This window comes from Chryseobacterium sp. SIMBA_038, from assembly GCF_046535115.1.
GTDB lineage: Bacteria > Bacteroidota > Bacteroidia > Flavobacteriales > Weeksellaceae > Chryseobacterium.
In genome coordinates this window covers 505,501-527,360 of sequence record NZ_JAWRXH010000003.1, presented here as the reverse complement: position 1 = coordinate 527,360, position 21,860 = coordinate 505,501, and the positions used below count along the sequence as shown (strand labels likewise).

Annotated in this window: 22 protein-coding genes; 6 read left to right on the top strand and 16 right to left on the bottom strand. The window is 35.6% G+C overall.

Translation table 11 applies throughout. The annotated features are described in order from the left end of the window. Positions 1 to 137: 137 nt before the first annotated feature. On the bottom strand, positions 138 to 767 hold the full coding sequence (locus SB689_RS13355) for a nitroreductase family protein (RefSeq protein ID WP_410692625.1): 630 nt from the start codon (positions 765 to 767) through the stop codon (positions 138 to 140). 167 nt (positions 768 to 934) lie between these two features. Between SB689_RS13355 and SB689_RS13350 the strand changes: the two genes are divergently transcribed. Together SB689_RS13350 and SB689_RS13345 are read left to right on the top strand one after the other, a co-directional pair. Beyond that, a complete protein-coding gene (locus SB689_RS13350) occupies positions 935 to 1,237 on the top strand; it encodes a winged helix-turn-helix transcriptional regulator (RefSeq protein ID WP_410692624.1) in 303 nt (100 codons plus the stop codon). 70 nt (positions 1,238 to 1,307) lie between these two features. Beyond that, entirely contained in the window at positions 1,308 to 2,201 is an 894-nt protein-coding gene (locus SB689_RS13345; protein WP_410692623.1) for a cation diffusion facilitator family transporter, read from the top strand. Positions 2,202 to 2,266: 65 nt separating this feature from the next. Here SB689_RS13345 and SB689_RS13340 read toward each other — a convergent pair whose 3' ends face one another. Next, complete coding sequence (locus tag SB689_RS13340) at positions 2,267 to 3,610, bottom strand: exodeoxyribonuclease VII large subunit (protein ID WP_410692622.1); 1,344 nt, start codon at positions 3,608 to 3,610, stop codon at positions 2,267 to 2,269. A 254-nt stretch (positions 3,611 to 3,864) separates the two neighbouring features. Between SB689_RS13340 and SB689_RS13335 the strand changes: the two genes are divergently transcribed. Both SB689_RS13335 and SB689_RS13330 read left to right on the top strand, forming a co-directional pair. Further along, complete coding sequence (locus SB689_RS13335; RefSeq protein ID WP_410692621.1) at positions 3,865 to 4,206, top strand: DUF2511 domain-containing protein; 342 nt, start codon at positions 3,865 to 3,867, stop codon at positions 4,204 to 4,206. 347 nt (positions 4,207 to 4,553) lie between these two features. Beyond that, on the top strand, positions 4,554 to 4,817 hold the full coding sequence (locus SB689_RS13330) for a helix-turn-helix domain-containing protein (RefSeq protein WP_410692620.1): 264 nt from the start codon (positions 4,554 to 4,556) through the stop codon (positions 4,815 to 4,817). Positions 4,818 to 5,385: 568 nt separating this feature from the next. On the opposite strand, the gene SB689_RS13325 is transcribed toward SB689_RS13330, so the two are convergent. From SB689_RS13325 to SB689_RS13310, 4 genes are all read right to left on the bottom strand, one after another. Further along, positions 5,386 to 6,063, bottom strand: a complete 678-nt coding sequence (locus tag SB689_RS13325) for a type 1 glutamine amidotransferase domain-containing protein (RefSeq protein WP_410692619.1) — start codon at positions 6,061 to 6,063, stop codon at positions 5,386 to 5,388. 135 nt (positions 6,064 to 6,198) lie between these two features. Continuing rightward, positions 6,199 to 6,411 carry a hypothetical protein gene (locus tag SB689_RS13320; protein WP_410692618.1) on the bottom strand — a complete coding sequence of 71 codons (213 nt, stop codon included), beginning with the start codon at positions 6,409 to 6,411 and terminating at the stop codon, positions 6,199 to 6,201. Between the two features lie 32 nt (positions 6,412 to 6,443). Beyond that, positions 6,444 to 7,055 (bottom strand): alpha-ketoglutarate-dependent dioxygenase AlkB family protein, encoded by a 612-nt coding sequence (locus tag SB689_RS13315; protein ID WP_410692617.1) that lies wholly within the window; start codon positions 7,053 to 7,055, stop codon positions 6,444 to 6,446. Positions 7,056 to 7,177: 122 nt separating this feature from the next. Then, positions 7,178 to 7,939: an XRE family transcriptional regulator gene (locus tag SB689_RS13310; RefSeq protein ID WP_410692616.1), complete on the bottom strand. Its 762-nt coding sequence runs from the start codon at positions 7,937 to 7,939 to the stop codon at positions 7,178 to 7,180. 61 nt (positions 7,940 to 8,000) lie between these two features. Here SB689_RS13310 and dinB point away from each other — a divergent pair, with 61 nt between their 5' ends. Together dinB and SB689_RS13300 are read left to right on the top strand one after the other, a co-directional pair. Continuing rightward, positions 8,001 to 9,143 carry a DNA polymerase IV gene (dinB, locus tag SB689_RS13305; protein ID WP_410692615.1) on the top strand — a complete coding sequence of 381 codons (1,143 nt, stop codon included), beginning with the start codon at positions 8,001 to 8,003 and terminating at the stop codon, positions 9,141 to 9,143. Positions 9,144 to 9,151: 8 nt separating this feature from the next. Further along, positions 9,152 to 12,220 (top strand): DNA polymerase III subunit alpha, encoded by a 3,069-nt coding sequence (locus SB689_RS13300; RefSeq protein ID WP_410692614.1) that lies wholly within the window; start codon positions 9,152 to 9,154, stop codon positions 12,218 to 12,220. Between the two features lie 360 nt (positions 12,221 to 12,580). Here SB689_RS13300 and SB689_RS13295 read toward each other — a convergent pair whose 3' ends face one another. The 10 genes from SB689_RS13295 to SB689_RS13250 all read right to left on the bottom strand — a co-directional run bounded on the left by SB689_RS13295 (position 12,581) and on the right by SB689_RS13250 (position 21,611). Beyond that, positions 12,581 to 13,153: a Crp/Fnr family transcriptional regulator gene (locus SB689_RS13295; protein WP_410692613.1), complete on the bottom strand. Its 573-nt coding sequence runs from the start codon at positions 13,151 to 13,153 to the stop codon at positions 12,581 to 12,583. Then, positions 13,154 to 14,176 (bottom strand): SDR family oxidoreductase, encoded by a 1,023-nt coding sequence (locus SB689_RS13290; protein ID WP_410692612.1) that lies wholly within the window; start codon positions 14,174 to 14,176, stop codon positions 13,154 to 13,156. It abuts the gene before it with no gap. A 184-nt stretch (positions 14,177 to 14,360) separates the two neighbouring features. After that, positions 14,361 to 14,813 (bottom strand): FixH family protein, encoded by a 453-nt coding sequence (locus tag SB689_RS13285; protein WP_410692611.1) that lies wholly within the window; start codon positions 14,811 to 14,813, stop codon positions 14,361 to 14,363. A 136-nt stretch (positions 14,814 to 14,949) separates the two neighbouring features. Further along, a complete protein-coding gene (gene ccoS, locus SB689_RS13280) occupies positions 14,950 to 15,099 on the bottom strand; it encodes a cbb3-type cytochrome oxidase assembly protein CcoS (protein ID WP_410692610.1) in 150 nt (49 codons plus the stop codon). Between the two features lie 58 nt (positions 15,100 to 15,157). After that, positions 15,158 to 17,608 carry a heavy metal translocating P-type ATPase gene (locus tag SB689_RS13275; RefSeq protein WP_410692609.1) on the bottom strand — a complete coding sequence of 817 codons (2,451 nt, stop codon included), beginning with the start codon at positions 17,606 to 17,608 and terminating at the stop codon, positions 15,158 to 15,160. A gap of 197 nt (positions 17,609 to 17,805) precedes the next feature. Then, positions 17,806 to 18,648: a toprim domain-containing protein gene (locus SB689_RS13270; protein ID WP_410692608.1), complete on the bottom strand. Its 843-nt coding sequence runs from the start codon at positions 18,646 to 18,648 to the stop codon at positions 17,806 to 17,808. Positions 18,649 to 19,052: 404 nt separating this feature from the next. Next, positions 19,053 to 20,153, bottom strand: coding sequence for a hypothetical protein (locus tag SB689_RS13265; RefSeq protein WP_410692607.1), 1,101 nt, complete (start codon positions 20,151 to 20,153; stop codon positions 19,053 to 19,055). Between the two features lie 115 nt (positions 20,154 to 20,268). Then, entirely contained in the window at positions 20,269 to 20,979 is a 711-nt protein-coding gene (locus SB689_RS13260; protein ID WP_410692606.1) for a hypothetical protein, read from the bottom strand. Continuing rightward, on the bottom strand, positions 20,979 to 21,233 hold the full coding sequence (locus SB689_RS13255) for a DUF3853 family protein (protein WP_410692605.1): 255 nt from the start codon (positions 21,231 to 21,233) through the stop codon (positions 20,979 to 20,981). The genes SB689_RS13260 and SB689_RS13255 overlap by 1 nt, the downstream gene beginning before the upstream one ends. 93 nt (positions 21,234 to 21,326) lie before the next feature. After that, positions 21,327 to 21,611: a helix-turn-helix transcriptional regulator gene (locus tag SB689_RS13250; RefSeq protein WP_410692604.1), complete on the bottom strand. Its 285-nt coding sequence runs from the start codon at positions 21,609 to 21,611 to the stop codon at positions 21,327 to 21,329. Positions 21,612 to 21,860: the final 249 nt, after the last annotated feature.

Here is a 21,860-nt window from a genome sequence, read left to right as displayed (position 1 = left end):
ATTGATGGAAAACAACCTTGTTACATTCAATCATCAACAGTACAAATAAACCCCAACAAATGTCAGGGCTCCTATTTTTAGTCAATAATTTTTAGGGGTTGGAATACTAAAATTCTTTCCAATTTCTAACATTTATCTCAATTTATTTTGGTCGAAAATTCATTGACAAGTAATCGGGCTTTCGGCACTGAAGCTAGAAAATCATTAGCTTGATCTCTGTAGCCCAATGACATGATAACCGAGGCATGAAGACCCTTTTCTGACAAGCCTAAAACTTCATCGAACAATTTCGGATCAAACCCTTCCATTGGTGTTGCATCCACTTTAAGCTCCGCAGCAGCAATTAAGCCTGTTCCCAAACCGATATAGGCTTGTTTATCCGACCAGATCGTATTTTGTTCTGGCGTCTGGGTAGAAAAATAATCGATTAACGTATCCTCCAGCATTTTCAACGCTCCTTTTTCTAAATCTCGTTGTCGTTCCATCATCTCAACATATTCTGTGATGTAATCCGCGGTTATTTCATTGAATCCTGCAAAGACCAATAAGTGGGAAGAAGCATGGATCTGTGCATTGAATGAACCCTCGCCCAACCTTTGCCTTACCTCCGGGTTAGTAATGACAAACAATCGGTAAGGTTGTAATCCGCAGGACGAGGCGGTGAGATTGATTGCTTCAACAATTTGATCGACCTTATCTTCGCTGACCTTCTCATCTGAGTATTTTTTGACAGCATAACGCCATTTCAGGTTTTTGATTAATTCCATTTTGTTATTTATAAATTGAATGGGCAAAGTTATATCTTCAATGTGTATCTTTGTAACTAAGTGACAAAAAGTTATAGTGACAAACCGGTAACCAAGTGAATGGTATGGAACAAGAATTTGATTTAGTTAAGGATTGCAGCCAAAAAATATTGGCAATTAGTGATACAATGGAAATTTTAAACGGAAAATGGAAAATGTCCATCATTGCGTGTCTGTGCTATAAGCCAATGCGCTATTCTGAATTGCTGAAAGAGGTGAAAGGTATTTCCGGAAAGATGCTCAGTCGTGAATTAAAGGATCTTGAAATAAATGAATTGATCAATCGTCATGTCCTGAACACGGCACCAGTTGCAGTGGAATACCAGATAACAGACTACGGAAAATCACTGAAACAACTGACCAATACGATTGCAGATTGGGGATTTATCCATAGAAAGCGTATTATTTCCGGAATGAAGTTAAAAACTTAAAAGCAAATTATAAAATGATTTGTACACAAGCCGAACTATTAAAATAATCTTCTACGTACTTCTATAATAAATGGCCAACAATCATAAGTCAATTTACAGTGCACTTGCAGCCAATCTCTTAATAGCACTCACTAAATTCATCGCAGGAGCATTTACAAACAGCTCCTCCATGATCTCTGAAGGTATTCATTCAACAGTTGATACAACCAATCAGCTGTTATTATTGTATGGATTGAAAAGGAGCAGGAAACCGGCAGATGAATCCCATCCTTTCGGCTATGGCAAGGAGCTCTATTTCTGGTCGTTTGTTGTTTCTATATTGATATTTGGTCTTGGTGGGGCTCTGTCTATCTATCAGGGAATTTCGCACATCATAGAACCTGAAGTGATGAAAGATCCGTTCTGGAACTACATCGTTTTAGTGCTCTCACTTATTTTTGAAGGAACTTCCCTATTTATCGCCGTCAAAGAATTTAATAAGACCCGTAACGGTATGAAATGGTGGGATGCCATCATCAAAAGTAAAGATCCTGCAAGCTTTCTCGTCGTTTTCGAAGATGGTGCGGCAGTGGCAGGTTTGATCGTGGTGATGATATTGATGGGGATTAGCCACTCATTTCAGATTCCGGAATTGGATGGGCTTGCATCAGTCATTGTAGGATTGATCCTGGTATTTGTCTCTTTTATTCTTGCCAGAGAAAGCAGAAGCTTATTGATGGGTGAAGGGATAGCCCCCGAAACGAGAGAAAAGATCGCGAAACTGGCTGAGAAAGATATCGCTGTGGTCAAAACAAAAAGTATCCTATCTACTTATCAGTCACCGGAGGAAGTTGTACTGATGCTCATCATTGATTTTGAAGACCATCTTGATACTGAAGATATCACCGAAGCCATACATCGCATCCGTGAACATATCAAAAATGAATTTCCATTGGTTCATTTTGTCATTATTCAGCCGGAATAATTAATACCATCAGACTTTGGGATTTTTCGTTCCACGGAAAACCGTATCCAAGATACGGTGAGCTATTAAAAAACTTTTGCTAATATAAATCCGATAATCAATGCAAGAACAAATACAATAATAATCTTGACATAATCGGTTTTGCTGCTTAGGATTTCCTGATTCAGCCTTATATTTTCCTTTTTTAAGGTTTCCAGATCAACCTTTAAAGAAGCAGTCCTTTCATTGATGGCCGACTGGACATTTTTTTCGTGCAAGGCAGCAATCTCTTTTTTGTAGCTTTCCATTTCTGCCTGGCGTTGTTTCTGCTGCTCCTGAAAATTCTTCTGAAGATCTTCCAGTTGTTTGCCTGAAGTCACCTGAAGCTTTTGGAATTCCTCGTTTCTAACTTTCAGTTGGTCTGTAAAGGTTTTGTTATGGTTGTCTACCTGCTCTTTATAAGTTTTCTGAGCTTCAGCGAATTCTTCATTTTTCTTCTTCAACTGTTTTTCTAAAGTCTCTACCTGTTCCGAAAACTGCTTGGTGACATCCTTTTTGACCTCATCAATGAGGAGGGCCCTTGAATTGGATCGTTCGTGGGATAATTTTTCAGCAATGGTATGCAATCCTGCACCATAATCATGTGGTAAATGAAAACGCTTGTCGGCCAGCTTATCCAATAATGTTTCATCTACCGTATGACCGATAGCCGTAACAGTTACCGATTTCATTGTTATGAATAATTCGGATAAGCTCAGGTCATTAAAAGTTTCCATACTCTGCCTGTCACCTCCTCCCCTCACCAATGCAACAATATCGTAATCCAATGCTGAAATTTCTTTCAGTATAGAAATGATTGCTGTTGAAGAAGTGATATTGCAGCTGTGGTTATCAACATCAAAATATTGTGATGAAACATCCAGCCCTTCTGAAAAGTCCTTTTGCACGATCGCATTATTACCATAGATATTGGCGACTTTGACCTTTTCATCTTTAAGCATTTTATCTCTGATAAGCGTCTCAAGGTCCTTCGATCCAACTTTAAGTTTTTTCTGGATGAGTTCATATTTCTGCAACTCCTCCTCAGATATCGATCTTTCTTCCTGCTGAACGATTTCATCAACGACAAAACGCAGTTCAATCGAAGAATTCTTAATGCTCTTCTCAATAAAACCTCTGAGCGTATACACTTCATTATTGGTGATCTTACTCCTGAGCAAAGAAGAAATACGAATCCCTATCGAAGTGTTATCACCTTCTGAGAACAAAAGGTCATAATAATAATTCCCGTAGGATTTGCCACCACCATAGGCATATCTACCCTTCAGATAGATCAGATTGACCGTTGCATTCAGCTTCAGTGCATTACTGAAGATACCTATTACTGATGCCGGTGAATAGACCGGATAAGTTACTTCGTTGTCCTCCATTGATAAGATGATCATTTAGATCAAGATCGGATACAAAGATATTGCTTATGGGCATTGCTTGCAAAGGTTGAGGTAAATAGCAGCGATAAATACAAATTAAAAAATGAGACTGATGTAATGGGAGCAAAAAACTTTGCAAATGAAACGGAATTGCAATAAAAGAAATAAATAGATATGAGTTGGATCGTTTTACGGAAATCCGTAAAAAATGAACTATCAGGTTTAGTACTTTTGCTTGCATACATTTTTTAATCATGAAAAACTTTACTCTATTCTCAGTCCTATTTTTAATTTTATCCTGCAGCGCACCTACCCAAAGAAATACCCTCAAGTTCAATAAACATGACTATATAGGGGAATGGCCTTTCTCTGTCAATGAGATCGAGGTATACTGTTCGGGATACAAAGAGATCTATGGAAGAACTAACAACGGAAAGATCTATGCTCTCAATGGATCAGCGAAAGGAGCATCTCATAATGATCCGTCCATCAGCAAGGTTGAGGAGATCTGGCTGGATGATCCTAAATGGGCAGGTCTTAAGATATCCTATGGGGATTTTATAACGCAAGGTTTGACGATCTGCGAGAATAAGTAATTCCGTAAATACATTGATTACAATTATTTTATTATAACAATACCCTAGAAACGTCAGGTTTTTTTGTGATAAGCAATAATCAAGACTTTGGATATTCAAAAATCTTCCGTTTGTGGTTTTTTAATTTTTTCTGGTAGAAAATTAATCGGTTAGTAGACAGATTCAGAAACTCACAAGCATCCCGTTAGCCCAATATGAAGCATGGAGACCTTTTTCTGATAAGCTTAAAACCTCGGCAAACAATTTCGAATTTAAGAGAAATTTTATATTAAAGATAAAACAAAATCAGTATCGATAAATAACTTGGCCTACCAATAAAGCTCAGCTAAAATTAACAATTTATAGTTATGAAAATAGATATTATAACGAAAGAAGACCTGCAAGAATTCAAAACAGAATTGCTGGAAGAAATTAAAAACCTGTTTCAAATCAAAAACACCGAAAAGAAATTATGGCTGCGCTCAACGGAGGTCAAAGAACTTCTGAAAATTTCTACCGGAACATTACAGAACCTTCGTGTTAGTGGAACTTTGTCCTACACTCGTATCGGAGGTACGTTGTATTATAATTACAAGGACATCGAGCAGTTACTAAATAGTAAACCTAGTTAATTATTTCATTCTTGAACTTTTAACTGCGATAATCTAAATGGATATCAATAATTATTATTAAGCAAATGAACTATATCAAACATCTAACAGCTTTCTTTGTGAAAGTGGCTCAGGAGAATACGATAAATCCCACACATGTCAGCCTGTATATGGCTCTATTTCAATTCTGGAATTTCAATCGTTTTAAGAATCCAATCAATATCTCCAGAGATGAACTTATGCGAATTAGCAAAATACAATCAAAGGCCACGTATCATAAATGTATCAAAGATCTACATTCTTTAGGGTATTTTGATTACCAGCCTTCGTACAATCCATTTGAAGGTAGTCAAGTTTATATGTTTGATTTTGCCGGGGAATTAAAACCAACACCTAAGGCAAAAAGAATAGTATAGACATGAAGTTAAGTAAGAATAGATTGCAAAGACCATTGAAACCTGAATATATCAATCATCCAAGATTGGAATTTTTTTTAAATTAAATTGGACAAAATTCCGGAATTATTAATAACAGAAAAAGCGGACTAAGCCGCTTTCTATTTCTTTAATAAAAAATGAAATGAAATTTTCTAAATAAGTTTTAATAATTCCTCAGCCACCTTTTCAGAAGAAGCAGGATTTTGTCCCATAATCAATCTTCCGTCAACTATAGCATAGGGACTCCAATCTTCGATCTTACTGTACACTCCACCATTCTTCTTCAGCATATCTTCTACCAGAAAAGGAACAACATCAGTTAACTGTACCGCCTCTTCCTCAGTATTGGTGAATCCAGTCACATTTTTATCCTTTACCAGATACTCGCCGTCTATTTTCACATCTTTCAAAACCCCGGGAGCGTGGCACACAAATGCTACAGGCTTATCACTACTGTAGAAATCAACGATAAGCTGCTGCGAAACTTTATCTTCCGCCAAATCCCACAAAGGGCCATGTCCGCCCGGATAAAATACCGCATCAAAGTCTTCACTTTTAACTTCCGATAACTGATGTGTATTTTTTAATTTGTCCTTTAATGCATGGTCACCATCCATTCTGCGTGTAGCATCAGTCTGAGATGAAGGATCTTCACTTTTCGGATCAATTGGTGGTTGACCGCCCTTTGGAGATGCTAGTGTAATTTCTACCCCTTTATCGGACAATGCATAATAAGGAGCTGCTAATTCTTCTGTCCAGAATCCTGTCTTTAAACCTGTATTTCCTAATTCATCGTGACTCGTAAGTACGAATAAAACTTTTTTGCTCATTTTTATATCTCTTTAATTTAGTATTACAAAGTTGGAATTTTTCTATGTTTTAAGCGCAGGATCTAAATCACTATTTTCATGTGATCCGGATCACACTTTTTCTGATATGCAGACAAATTAAAATTACTTTATTTGTCATAGAGTTCCTTTATTTTGAAATACGCTTAGACTTTCTATCTTGTTATTGATAGTCTTATATACAATCTCAACCGAAAAACTTGACAGTTCATACAGTACAAACTTTAGTCCATCCTTAGAAGTTTCACTGATGACCTTTCCTTTGGCCAAAGCCAATTCGCATTGAGATTGCGTGGGTAGATTTTTAAAATCGTAGTACGAAATAGACATTAAACTATTATTTAATTTTATTTTTTATGATATTACAGTTCACTCACTAAACGAAAAGTCAAATTAATTCGCTCTTTCATATACAAAGCAGATTTAGCGATACGATGCTCCCAGTTTTCCTGCAAATCACCTTTCATCAAAAGCAAAGAACCATGTGGAAGTGGAATGCTGTATCTGCTTTGATGATGATTCAGTTTTCTAAAGTCAAACTTTCGAGTCTGTCCCAGGCTGAGTGATGCAATGACCGGTCTGTCACCGTATCTGCTTTCCTTGTCCCTGTGCCATGCCACAGAATCATTATTGTCCCGGTATAGATTCAGCAATACTGAATTAAATTCGTGACCAAAAACTTCTTCAATTTTTTTCTTTAAAGAAAGCAATTCAGGCGTCCAGGCATTTACCTCGAATTCACTTCCTCCTAATTTGTAGGACTTTTCACTGTCACCATACCATGCTGTCAGACGTGGAGTCAAAACTTTTTTGTCATAGATGGTTTGAGTCCGTTGCTTCCATGGAGTATTGTCAAGAAGTTGAGAAAAAAGCTGATCTGATTCGTCTAATGTCAAAAAATGTTCCCTGAACTCCAACAAGTCTTTTGGAAAATCATAAAATTCTTCTGCGCTAAATAAACTGAGTTGACCCATTGTTTTATTAACTTTTTTTATTATTTTTGAGTATCCCACAATGGGATTTTTTCATCATTTGTGTTTTTAAGCTTTCCCAGCAGGAAGGCTTTTTTCATATTTAATCAAAAATATATTCTCTACTAAATATTTTTATTAGAACTTCTGATCTCAGATCTTATTTCCTCGAACATGCTTCTTATCTCTTGGTATTCCAAGTTTTCAATTCTCAGTTCCTGGGTGTTGATGCTGCATGCAAACTCCCAGATCTCGTACACTTCTGACCATTTGATTTCATACGGTTCATAGAAAGAATTGTCAGAACTAACAAAACTTCCCGAATCATTCTGCTTGGAATATCTTTTGTAAACAATACCGTCTTTCGTGATAAAGATGTAGGTTTTTCCTTTTTTCAGATCCTTTTTATCCTCAAGATATTTTCCTACAATATAAGTTCCGTCATTATAAGGAGGCATGGAATCGCCATCTGCAGGAAACGCACGGAACTTTCCGTTTCTTAAAAAAGGAAGTGAAAGGTGTTGTAGTCCCTCCACAAATTCAGGATCATTATACCCGCTGAGGTATCCCATACTTGCTTTTTGGGGAACGATTTCAATTCTGTTTTCTCCTGTATGATCAACTTTCATTGGCAACAAAATTCTGTTGTTGGGAAGGTTGACGACATCATCCAGCGGGTACTTTCGCAAATCAACGGTTAGCAGCAAATCAATACTTACTTTATAGTATTTGGAAAGCTTAACCAACAGTTCAATAGGCGGCTCCGACCTTCCGTCTTCATAGGTGGCATACCTACCACGGGTGATTGAAATTTCATCACCCACCTTTTGTTGGGATGCTTTCATTTTGTCTCTTAAAAACCTGATGTTTTCTGAAAAAATTGACATTGCTATAAATTATAGCAACAAATATACAATAATTTGTAATAAAACGTAATAATTTTACAGCATGGAAAGAGCAATTGCACATATGGATTTGGATACTTTCTTTGTTTCCTGTGAGCGGCTGAGAGACTCTGTATTAGAGAAAAAGCCCGTAATCATTGGAGGTGGAGATCGTGGTGTAGTTGCCTCTTGCTCCTATGAGGCAAGAAAATTTGGCGTTCGTTCTGCCATGCCTTTAAAAATGGCTATTCGTTTATGTCCTGAAGCTCAAGTGATCAAAGGAGATATGGAATATTATTCCAATATGTCGCATCTAGTTACTGAAATCATTCAGGAAAAAGTGCCTGTTTTAGAGAAAGCCAGTGTAGATGAATTTTATCTTGATCTTTCTGGAATGGATCAATTTTTCGGATGCTATCAGTGGACAACTGAGGTTGCAAAGTCAGTCATGAAAAATACAGGTTTGCCGATAAGTTTTGCACTCTCTTCCAATAAAACAGTTTCAAAAATAGGAACAGGAGAAGCGAAGCCAACTGGAAAATTAGAATTAATAACACAGAATATCCAACCATTTTTAAATCCTCTTTCTATCAAAAAAATCCCAATGGTGGGTGACGTGACCTTCGAGTTACTTTCCAGATTAGGGGTTAGAAAAATAGAAACCCTGTCTAAGATGCCAGTTGATGTATTGCAGCAGCTTATTGGAAAAAATGGACTTACCCTTTGGAAAAAAGCGAATGGTATTGATGAAACTCCAGTGGTTTCTTATTCAGAACAAAAATCAATATCTACGGAAAATACTTTTTCTAAAGATACGATTGATATGCAGAAACTCGAAAGCACTCTTTCAGGAATGGTAGAACAGCTCTGTTATCAGCTGAGACACGAGAAATGGCTAACCTCAACGGTATCTGTAAGAATCAGGTATGCTAATTTCGATACAGAATTAAAACAATGCAAAGTTCCTTACACTTCAGCAGATCACACCTTGCTCAAGTATGTTTTGGAACTATTTAAGAAAGTGTATACCAGAAGAATGAGGATTCGTCTCGTAGGAGTCAAATTTACAGGACTTGTGCCGGGATGCTATCAGTTGGATCTTTATGAAGATACGGAAGAATGGATGTCATTATATCAGACCATGGATTATCTAAAGGATAGGTTCGGTCCTTCCAGTATTGGCAGAGCATCAAGTCTATTATATTAATTTTTATTATGTTTCTCAATTGCCACACTTACCACAGCTTACGTTATGGAACTATCTCTGTTGAAGATCTGGTTCAGCTGGCTGTTGACCATCAATTAAAAGTTCTGGCATTGACCGATATTAATACGGTGACTGGAATTTATCAGTTTTACAAGCTTTGTCAGGATAATGGTATTAAACCTATTGTTGGAGTTGATGTGCGGGTTGAAAATGAGCAATATTACATGTGCTTAGCTAAAAATCCCAAAGGTATTGCTGAAGTGAACAGACTGTTGACTCATCATAATTGTGAAGGAATTGAAATTCCAAAAGCAAATCCTCCGCTGGAAAATTGTTTTGTGATCTATCCATTACAAAACATTCCTGAAAAATTGTTGGAGCACGAATTTATAGGAATCAAACAGGATGAGTTAAATCTTCTAATCAATCCTAAACTGAAATCTTTAATTCATAAAATGGTCATTCTGCATCCGGTAACCTTTAAAATCGAGGAAGAATTTGAGCTTCACAAGATACTAAGAGCAATAGATGCTAATATTTTACTGAGCAGACTTACGGAAAAAGATTACTGTAAGAAAAATGAAACTTTTATTCCTAAAAAACTACTTTTAAATCAATTCGAACATTATCCTGAGATCATTGAAAATACGAAGCATATAGTCAATGAATGCAGTTTTGATTTTGATTTCAAGACACCAAAAAACAAAAAGCATTTTACTGATAGTAAAGAGAATGATTTTAAATTGTTGGTAAAGCTGGCTTATGAAGGCTTAGCCAGAAGATACCCTGATCATAATCAGCAAGCAAAAGACAGAGTTGAAAAAGAACTGACAGTGATTAATCAGCTTAATTTCTGTGGCTATTTTTTGATTACGTGGGATATTATTCAGTACAGCAATCGAATGGGTTTTATGCATGTCGGGAGAGGAAGTGGTGCCAACAGTATTATTGCTTATTGTCTGGGAATTTCTGATATATGTCCTTTAGAACTGGACTTATATTTTGAACGATTTCTCAACCTTAATCGTAAATCTCCTCCGGATTTTGATATTGACTGGAGTTGGAAGAACCGCGATACCATTTTGGAATATATTTTTGGCAAGTATGGTAAAGACCACGTTGCTTTTTGTGGAACCAATGTAGAATTCAAGAGAAAATCGAGATTCCGAGAGCTTGGAAAAGTATTTGGACTTCCAAAAGACGAACTGGATCAGCTTTCGAAAAAATCAAAAGAACAGCATGACCAAAATTCAGTTGTTCAGGAGATTTATAAATATGAGCAGTTATTGGTAGGATTTCCCAACCAGAGAAGTATGCATTCCTGCGGAATCCTGATTTCTGAGGAACCCATCATCAATTATTCTGCTTTAGAATTTCCTCCCAAAGAATTTCCTATCGTACAATTCGATATGTATACCGCAGAAGATATTGGATTGGAAAAATTTGATATTCTTTCACAAAGAGGATTGGGAACCATCAAAGATACGGTTCAGTTGATTGAAGAAAAAAGAGGAATAATGGTAGATATAGAAGATACAAGAATTTCGAAGAATGAAACCCTATGTAATGAATTTCTAAGCATTGGAAAAACAATCGGTTGTTTCTATATTGAATCTCCTGCTATGCGTGGATTATTAAGAAGACTCAAATGTGATAATTATAAAGTTTTGGTTGCTGCCTCTTCCATAATTCGTCCAGGGGTCGCTCAGAGCGGTATGATGAAAGAATACATCTTTCGTCATAACCATCCAGGTCAATTTGAATATTTCCATGAAGTGTTTGAAAAAGAATTGGGTGAAACTTACGGCATTATGGTGTATCAGGAAGACGTTATAAAAATCGCCATGCATTTTGGTGGTGTTTCTGCTGCCAATGGTGATGTTCTACGCAGAGCCATGAGTGGAAAGGGACGTTCTCTCTCTGCTTTACAGAAATTAAAAGATGAATTCTTTGAATCCTGTAAGACAAAAGGGCATCCTGAACAATTGTCTCAGGAAGTCTATCGGCAGATTGAATCTTTTGCAGGTTATTCTTTTTGTAAAGCCCACTCCGCTTCTTATGCTGTTGAAAGTTATCAGAGTTTGTACCTAAAAGCATACTACCCTATTGAATTTATGGTCTCAGCAATTAACAATGGCGGAGGGTTTTACAGAACTGAAGTCTATGTTCATGAAACCAAAATGTCGGGTGCAACTATTCACAATCCATGTGTCAACCTCAGCGAATTCCACACGACAGTATATGGAACAGATGTTTACTTAGGGCTTATGCATGTTGAAAAACTTGAAGCTTCGGTTAAACTTTTTATTCCTGAAGAAAGGAAAGAACATGGTGATTACAAATCCTTGGAAGATTTTGTCAAAAGAGTAAGCATTGGCATCGAGACTTTACAGATATTGATTTTTGTAGGTGCTTTCAGATTTACAGGAAAACAAAAGCGTGAGTTATTAATTGAAGCGAGATTTCTTTTATCAAAGAATCAGTACAAAACGAAAATCATATCGTTGTTTGATGAACCTCAGAAAGATTACCAATTACCAGTTATTGAAAGAAATCCTTTTGAAGATGCTTTTGATGAAATTGAAATATTGGGTTTTCCGGTTTCTTATTCCATTTTTGATTTACTAAAAACCAAGTACAGAGGTCACGTATTGGTTAAAGACCTTTTTAATTACCACAAAAAACAAGTAAAAATGCTGGCTTATTTGATTTCAAGAAAACATGTCCCTATTAAAAAGAGAGGTCATCTTGGACAAAAAGACGATATGTATTTCGGAACCTGGATTGATGCTGAAGGACAATATTTTGATACCGCTCATTTTCCGGACAGTCTTCGACAATTCCCCTTTAAAGAAGGAGGTATTTACCTTCTGCTGGGAACTGTGGAGGTAGACTATCATTTCCCAACCATTACAATCACAAAAATGTCTAAAATGCCACTCATTGCCGATCCTAGATATTCTATGGATGAAGATAAAGCAAAGAAAGTGGAAAACAGTCTTCGTGAAGATGTAATTATGACTTCCAGAAAACCTTATCCGCAAGAATATGAAATTGGACTTCCACGAAGAAAATGATCTAGAATATAAAGCTCAATAAAAAGCAACAATCTCTTACACGAAACTCAAAGCGATCATCGTTGATGAAACAAGTCCCGATCACAATTCCGTAATCGTATGTTTTGAAGATGGCAAAAATAAAAAGCATTATAAGGTTAAATGTTCATTCAATCCTTTTGTACATACAATGAGAAAGAGGAACAGCTGGGAAATAGTTATCAAATGGGACAGTGAAATTTACACCGATGAAAAATCCGGAAACAAATCGTATTTTACTTATTTCCTATTTGACAAAGCCTTTGAGATAAACTCACCCTACGGAAAAAATGATTGTATTGGATTTATTAAGAATGATAGATAAATAAATAAGTAGCTTTGTTACTTCAAAATTTCACTTCTGATTCTGCTCAAGGATTGTGGCGTTATTTTAAGATACGATGCGATATGTTGTTGCGGAACTTGCAAACTTAGTTCGGGATAGCGTTTAACAAATTCAAGATATTTGGTCTTTGCGCTTCCAAAATTTAAAAAATCATTATCCTTCAATTTATTTAGTAATGTAGATTCTGAAACACTCTTGAAAAAAATAAGCAGATTGGGAATTTCATGCATTAGTTTTTCAAAAACTGTAAAGCAGATCCAACATATTTTTGAAGAGATTACAGAGTCAATTGAATCTGCAGCAGGTTGTGCAGAATAATAACTTATCATATCTGCAAAGAACCGGTTTTCTCTAATGAAATATTTTGTCACGTCATTACCTTTTTCATCCCTGTGGTAAACTCTCAGGATTCCCTTCTCTACAAATACGATTTTATCGGCCGGATTTCCGGATTCTTGAAAATATTCTCCTGATTTTAGTTCTTTTATCCGGAAGGAATTTGCGACAATTTCAATATCTCTTTCAGAAAGAACACCGCCGAAAGATAATGCTTGTACTAATTTTTCCATTTAAATAACAATTTTACTTTCCAATACGCTTTCAGCACATGAAAGAATGGCTTCTTTCGCTGATAGCGGTTGCCAATTTAAGTCTTTTGCGGCTTTGCCCGAATTAATCTTTCGTGTTACATTTTCAAGCAATACAGGTTTCAATAATGGTTGAAAAATAGAAAATATTTTTGTAATGAAATCAGGAAGTAAAAAGGTGGGTATTGTTCTTTCAGGATATTGCTGTTTCAGGATTTGTGCGATTTCTTTATAATTGTAATGTCCGGCAGAAGCAATATATCTATTATTTGCAGCTTGCGGCATTTCCATAGCTTTTATTAATAAATCAGCCACAGATCGAACATCTACAATATCAAACTCAATTTTAGGTAACGCAGGAAGGCTTCCATTAAGAAGACCTATGATAATATTTGCAGATGTTCCGTAATCATTATCTATTACGGGTCCTAAAATAGCAGCAGGACAAATAGTAGTGAATTCCAACTTTGATTCTTCTTCAAAAAAATCCCATGCAGCTTTTTCAGCAATAGTTTTGCTTCTATAATAAGCTGTTGTATCTTTAAGATTAGATTCATCTGTCCAATCATCTTCATCAAAGACACTACTCAATTCCTCTTTTGTTTTACCGTAGGTTATGGTGCCCAAAGCAGAAACCATAACTACTCGCTTTACACTGTTTGCAGTAGCGGCTTTCAAAATATTTAACGTACCCCTTTTAGCTGGTTCGATCAGATCGTTTTCGTGTTTAGGGAGCTCGCGAGGAAAAGGTGAAGCAATGTGCAGTACATAATCTACATCTTTTGTGAGATCAAGCCAGATTTCTTCATCGCTTAAATCCGCTTCTGCAAAAGTTAGATTGTTAATGTTGGGTGAGTACTTTCCTATTGTTTCTCTAATAGAACTAATTCGATCCTTGCTTCTCAATGTTCCAATTACATCGAAATCTTTATTTAAAAGTCGAATAGTTGTGTGAGAACCTAAGAATCCTGTAACACCTGTTAATAATACTTTTTTATTACTCATATCCTAAAACTTTTTACAAAGTTCCAAATCAATTAATGCTCAGCAATTAACAATTGGTAAAAAATAACATAGTCTATTGCAAAACTGCTTATTGAATAAAATTTTTATAATGAATAAGAACCTAACATTCCGATATTGTGAAAACCGGATGCAAAGCCTAAACCAATTGCAGATATGATCAATGCTATTTCCATATCACATCATAGTCGAGTCGATAGTCAATTTTATTTTTTGTCCAGCTCAGTCTTAAAGTATAACCTCCGGCTTTTAATAGTGCTTTAGGAATAGTGAATGACTGATTACCATCTAATTTTATCACTTTTTTGATGTCTAAATTCTGGTCGTCTGATCTGTTTAAAACAAAACTGAACGTAGAATTTGTATTGTTAATATCCTGAGAAAATTTCAGAGTAATTCCGTCTGCTGACTGAGTATAAACCGGTTTTTCTGCTAGATTGTCTGCTCGTTTTTTAGCATCAATCACATTCTGATACTGAAGTTCTTCTTCGTAATAATATTCAGTTACCAGTTCGGAGTTTTTTTGCCCGTTCGGAAACAAGAATAACATTGATAAAATAAATATAATAAAAGAGGCAAGGGCTAAAACAATACCGTGTCCCCAAGTGAAATTTTTCATAATTTAAAATTTAAAACTGTAATTCAAAAAAACCTTCAAAATATGTTTGATAAGAGTCGACCAATTTTCCTTCATGTTGTAAACTCCAATGGTAACATTTTGTTTAGACAAATTCAATATATCCTCACTAAAAGATCTACTCTTTCATTTCGTCATCAAAAAGTATACGCACTGCCGGAGATTCATCATCTTCAAACTGGCCTCTGCGGGCGTTAATAATAAAGATAACGAGAAAAACAACCGCTAACGAAACGCTGCACAAGATCATTAAATATAAAATATCCATATTGCGACAAATTTATTTTTTTAGGAAATCTTCCGGTTAATTATACTGATCATTTTGATTATAACATCACCGGTTCGGAAGTTTTTTGAACAACTTCAGGTTCGATGAAGTCATCATCCTCATACTTTTTTATTCGCTTTTTATTAAAATATCTGCGTCCCAGAATCCAGGTGGACACTGTTGTAAAAGAAATGACTGTGATGGAACTCATTGGCATCAGGATAGCGGCAAACAAGGGTGAAATATTTCCGGTGACCGCAAAACTAAGACCCACAATATTATAAAGAATACTGATACCGAATGTCATTTTTACAACGGTGATCGAACCTTTGCAGACATTAAGATAATCATCAAGCCTTGAAACCCTGTCACCGTTCATAATCACATCAGAAGACGGTGTGAAGCTGTTGGTATCGTCGGAAACGGCAATCCCGACATTACTTTGCTTCAATGCTCCTGCATCGTTCAGTCCGTCTCCGAGCATGGCCACTTTCATTCCGCCGTCCTGAAGTTTCTGAATATAATTGAGCTTATCCTCGGGAGTTTGATTAAAAGCCATGGAAGCAACATTCGGGATGATTGTTTTCAGCTGACTTTCTTCGGAAGAATTGTCTCCGCTCAGGATAAATATCTTGTACAGGTTTAATTTGGCGAACAACTCTTTAAGATTTTCACGGTATTCATTTTTAAATACAAACTTCCCAAAAAAGAGCCCGTTTTTACTAATATAGACAGCAGTTTCAAGATTTTTCGATTCCCGTCCAATATATTTAGCTGATCCTATCTTGTATAAATTTCCACGAACATAAGCCTGATATCCCTTTCCTGAGATTTCAGAAAAATTTTCAACAGGAAAATAATCATCATTACAATCAATAAATTCATAGAGAGACTTTGACAAAGGGTGATTAGAGTTTTTCAGTAAAGTCTTTACATTCAACATATCAAATTCCTGCATTTCAATACCTTCAAATTTGATATTGGTTTTTTTCCTTTCGGTGATAGTTCCTGTTTTATCAAAAACAATAACGTCCAATTTTGAAATCTTCTCAATCGTCAACGTATCTTTTACGTAAAATTTATTTCTGCCCAGGATTCTCATAACATGTCCGAACGTAAAAGGCGAGGAAAGAGCCAATGCACATGGACATGCGATAATCAAAATTGCAGATACTACCTGATACATTTTCTCCAGATCAATAAAATACCAGTAGGTTCCGGCAATAATTGCGATCCCTACAATGATGAACGTAAAATATTTACTAATCTCATTGATCAGAGTATCAAGTCCTGTCTCATGCTTCTTAAAAGCTTCTTTGTTCCAGAGCTGAGTCAGATAACTCTGGTCTACATTTTTAATCACCTCCAATTCCAAAGACGATCCGATCTGCTTTCCACCCGCATAAATTTTATCACCGGGTTGCTTGCTGACGCTTTCACTTTCTCCGGTAATAAAACTGTTGTCAATATTACCGTCTCCATTGATCAATACGGCATCAACCGGTATGATCTCTTGGTTTCTGACCAGAATTCTGTCTCCTATTTTAACCTCAGATAACAAAATATTTTCCTGCTTTCCTCCAAAATCAACCTTAGTGACAGCAATCGGATAAAATGATTTATAGTCTCGATCATAAGACAGAGAACTATATGTTCTTTTCTGAAACATTTTCCCCATAAGCATGAAGAAGAGAAGTCCGCATAAAGTATCAAAGTATCCTGCACCATAATCTGTCAAAACCTCATAGACACTTCGTCCAAATAACACAAAAATCCCGAGAACAATGGGAACGTCAATATTGACGATCTTATTTTTCAATCCATACCACGCGGATTTATAATAATCTGAAGCCGAATAAAATACTACCGGAAGCGCTAACAAAAACATCAGGAATCTAAATAAGCCTTTGTAATGCTCCATCCAAAAATCTTCTCCCCCGATATATTCGGGAAATGCGAGAAACATTCCGTTTCCAAAACCGAATCCCGCAATGGCCAACTTTACGAGCAGTGATTTGTCCAAATGATCTTCATTTTTGTCGGCGGTTTCCAGGGTTATTGCCGGCCTATAGCCCAAATTGGTTAAAAATTTGGCTAATTCACTTAATTTCAAATTATTATGATTGAATGAAACCTTTACGGTTTTACGGGTAAAGTTTACCTGAGAATACTTTACATCCTTATTCAAAATATGAAGGCTTTCCAATAACCATATACAGGAAGAACAGTGGATGACAGGAATCTTAAAAGTAACAAGACTTGTACTTCCTTCCGAGAAGTCGGTAATCCTGTCAAATATTTCGGGAGTATCAAGATAATTAAATTGAGAAGTATTTTCATCACTCGGACGAATTCCCGCTTTTTTGTTTAGCTCGTAAAAATTTGTGAGATTATTGGTGTTCAATATTTCGTAGACCGATCTGCAGCCGTTGCAGCAAAAAATCTTTTCATCAAAAGGTATGCGTATCTTTTGAATATCCAGCCCGCAGTGAAAACAGTTTTCAATCATATGCCCAAATTATTGATACAAAATTATAACAATTTACATACGTACTGGTTGGTTTTATTTATTTTCTTTTATGATACTTATCATACTAATCAGTATGTAATTGAAATGTTACAACCTTGATCTTCTTACTACATAAATCAACAAGTTACAGACGTTTTAATGTTCATCAATAAGTAAGCAATATAAATTCTAATAGTTTATTCACTGCAGATCCACTCATTAAGATCATTAACATTTCTGTAAATAAAAGAGCAGTCTTCAACATTTTCATAAGTGTTTTTAATGATATTCTTGGATCTTTCACCTGCGGTATCATTATCCAGAAAAAGTGAAATTTTACTGTAATCCGATAATAAATTTTGGGCTTTAAAAAGCATGGTTACTGAATTCAAAATGAGACAATCGGAATAATCCAGCTTATCTGTCATCATTTTTTTGTAGGTCAGAAAATCAAAAAAGCCTTCGAAGACTACAATTTCATTTTCACTGTTCAGAATATTTTTATGCAGCGTTATATCTTTTTTTCCAAGACATATTTTTGCATATTGATTTCGGATTTCGAAACCTCCGGAATTGTTTTGAAAACCTACACCGAAATATGCTCTACTTTTTATTTGATAATGCACTTCTCTGACCCAATGCCTCTGCTCCGACACCTTCCTGGATTTTAAATACCTGATCAATGCGGGATGCTGAATCTCAGAAACTTTAGTAATATTGTAACGATGTGCTACCTGTTTTTCCGAACCTGAATGCTTTTCACTTATCACAATTCTATTTATATTTTCCAGAAAATTCAAAGCATCGGACACAGAGCATTTGTTGATTTGTCTCACTATAGAAATAATGTCGTAGCTTACCCCTGTTCCAAAATCAAATGCAGTATTTTTCACATAATCTACGAAAAAGCTCGGTGTTCTTTCTTCTCTGTCCAGAGCAAAATAAAATGCAGATCTGCCGTTTTCCTTGGCCGGAGAAAGACTAAACGACTCTAAAAGCATTCTAATGGAAATTCTTTGTTTGGCTTCTTCACAATTCATTTTTTTTCTTTTTAAGCAATTACTCAATCTGCTGTTTCTTTAAAATAGAAAAGACTTTATTCTTTTTTTTAGTTATGTTTTACAAATTACCCAAACCTAAGTTAAAGAGGGCTTAGTTACCATTTTTGATCGAGTGTAATTCCGAAATAGACATGAGCGAAAATCCGAACAAAACATGAGTGCCTTTCCGAAAAAACAGTCTCTTTCACATGACAGCAATTCCGAATTATGATGTAATAAAGGCAATACTTATCCACAACTTATATTATTATCACTGAAAGATGAGCGCAATTCCGAAAAAAGATTCTTTGAGGGTATATCTCTTTCATATTTTTTAGTTAAACGAGTGCAATTCCGAAATTGAGATGAGTGCAATTCCGAAGTGCGAATGAGCGCAAATCCGACTACACAATTACCGGATAACCATTAGGCAGCAGCTTCCCCATTTTTGTTTCTCGATACAACATAATAATTAGTTCCTGAATTTTGTATAAGAATTTGATCCCCTCATAATCTGTCGTTTTCTCCTTCCCTGCTCGTGACGTTCTTTTAAACTCCGAAAAAGCTTTCTCTATCATTTCTCTTGTTTGAGGTATCATTTTGTATTGATATTCGAATTGCTGTATTTCCTGTTCAAGAAGATTATATCTCTTTCGTAGATAACGCAATCTGTTGGTAATATCAGACTGCTTTGCCGAATCCTCCACTATCCGAGTCTGATCTGCGGGTAATCTGATCTGATAAGGAATGATAGAAATCAAATCATTTGAATATTTGAAATTGAATGACAGATTGTTAAAATTGTGAAGACTTGCCTTGGCAGGTTTCAAAAATTTAAAACAAAAATCATTTGCAGATTTGTAATTGAGTCCAAATTTTTTATTCAGTGTAGAAAGTCTGACTGTAGTTCCGTGATCGGGTATTTTTGCAAGCCAGATTGCGAAAATCACGTGTTTGTTATTTCGAATATTATACACCAGGTTGTAGAGTATATAATTGTATTCGGGTATCACCATTAATTTTTTCAGCCAATAACTGCTTATCAGAAATGTGGTGTACCCTCTCTCGTCATAACTCGGAGAAGATATAAGACCTCCGAAGGTCTTGATTTCCTTGCCTTTTGAATTCGTAGATTTATACCATCCCATTTTGAATTTGGTCAAAAATTCATAGGCATCAATAACCTGTTTGGTAGAACCACTTGGGGAAATTTTATTATTCCTTATTTTTATGCATGCAAAAACATTGTTGTCCGTTTCAAATTCTTCATCAAAAAGAGATAGTTGCTTGGGTCTGTCTTCGGGACGAAACTGTTCGTTTGCTATGATGATGATAATATTGAAGATTACTCTGAGGGCATTAATTGGAATATCTGCAGCTTCAGAATCTCCAAAAATAAAATCATCCACAAAATGATTGCCCAACCTTATTTGTTCGGGAATACGATCATTCCTGCTTTCAAACTTTTTCCTGATGAGTCTCAGATCTTTATCATAAAAAGACATAGTGTACAAATTTGATTTTTATCATTTGATTTCTGCTTGTATACCAACTTTAAATTTTGATATTTGAGTTATCCTATTTATCTCGTTGGAAATTATTACCATGTATATCACTGCTTTAATCTTTTTTCTTGACTTCAGTGAAAGCCATAATTTTCGACGAAAGCTCATTGTTATTGATTTTAATTGCGAGAAATGGAAGTATGCTTTTTAACGAAAGCTTCCAGTCTGCGATCGGTCGGTCTGCGCCATTTCTCCATTCATTTTCAAGCCAGTCTTTGTACTTAAGAATAATGGCTTCGTCCAAATGAGATGTATAGATATCGAATGTTTTTGCATGGCCTATAAATTCTTCCAATGTAGGTCGTTTGAATTCGTTAATATTTTGATTTGCTGTCAAAGTTTCGACCGTATTATCATTAGGAGCAGATAGAAAATCTTTTTCATATTGCATTGACGGATCATGTGACAAGAGATTATCTGTTTCGTCTGTAAAAAAGGAATATTCAGCGATACGATCTTCCGTTATGCCTTTTCTTTCAAACTCATCAATCGAATAATTCAACAGCAAACGGTAAAAACTTGGATGTCCGTTTCTGGTTTCAAACATAATTAAACCATGGTCACAAAGTTTTTGTTTAATTGATTTTACTGTTTTTCTTGTCAGACTCAAGTCCCTGCTCAGAATTAAATCCGAAACTTTAAAATCATATCTACCGTTTTCATATCCTGTCTTTAACAGATAAACGTACACCGCTACAACGTTGGCTCCGAGTTTTGACTTCTTGTTAAATTCCCAAAACTTATCCAAAAGTTCAAGATAATACATCACTTCTTTTTTCCAAATAACTGCAAAGCCAACTCCTTATCGATAATGATGATATTTCCGTTTTGAATAATTGCTTTATCAAGTATACCTGACGACTTTACCTCTGAAGCTTTCGAAACCGAACAACCAAGAATCTTCGCCAAGCCTTTAAGTCCGTATTCGTACTTCTTTTCTGAACTGATTTCTTTTGTGAGTAAAAGAAATTCTTCAACGGTGAGTTTCCAGATTGGAGTTTGAGGATCAATCTTTTTCATGAAATCGTATTTATATTTTTAAAGATAACTGTAGTTGTATTTACAAAGAGACTTCTCTAATCTTCGATATGAAGCAGATATTGTTACCTGTTTCTATAACTTTTTTGACCGTACATGCAAGAAGGCTTCGGCTGCTATTTCCGAATTTGATTTGCTACTGTTTTGCAACAACCACAAATCAATCTTTTTTCTTTCGAAGAACAATACTTTTCCCCCGGGTTTCGAATAGGGAATTTGCGCTGTATGTACCAACTTGTAAATGTAAGACCTGGTAAATCCGGTGTAATCCGATAGCTCCTCTACATTTAAAATTTCTTTTAAACCGAAAATAAACTTCTCAATACGATTTAGTTTCTGGATAATAATGTCGTTTTCCATAAATTCATTATTGATTTGATAGAACAAAAGTCAACATGAAAAACAACATATACAATACAAGCAAATCACTACAGTCTAAATAGTTATAAATAAGATTGATAACAAGTATAAGAATTCACTGGTACTACATTTCAAATGTTTTTAATTGAATTTGTTATTTGAAATCACCATTTATTAAACAGCAATGTAAAATGTATGTAAAATTTTAGTGTATGATTCATGTTTAATAAGCCCAGTCAATCTTATGGG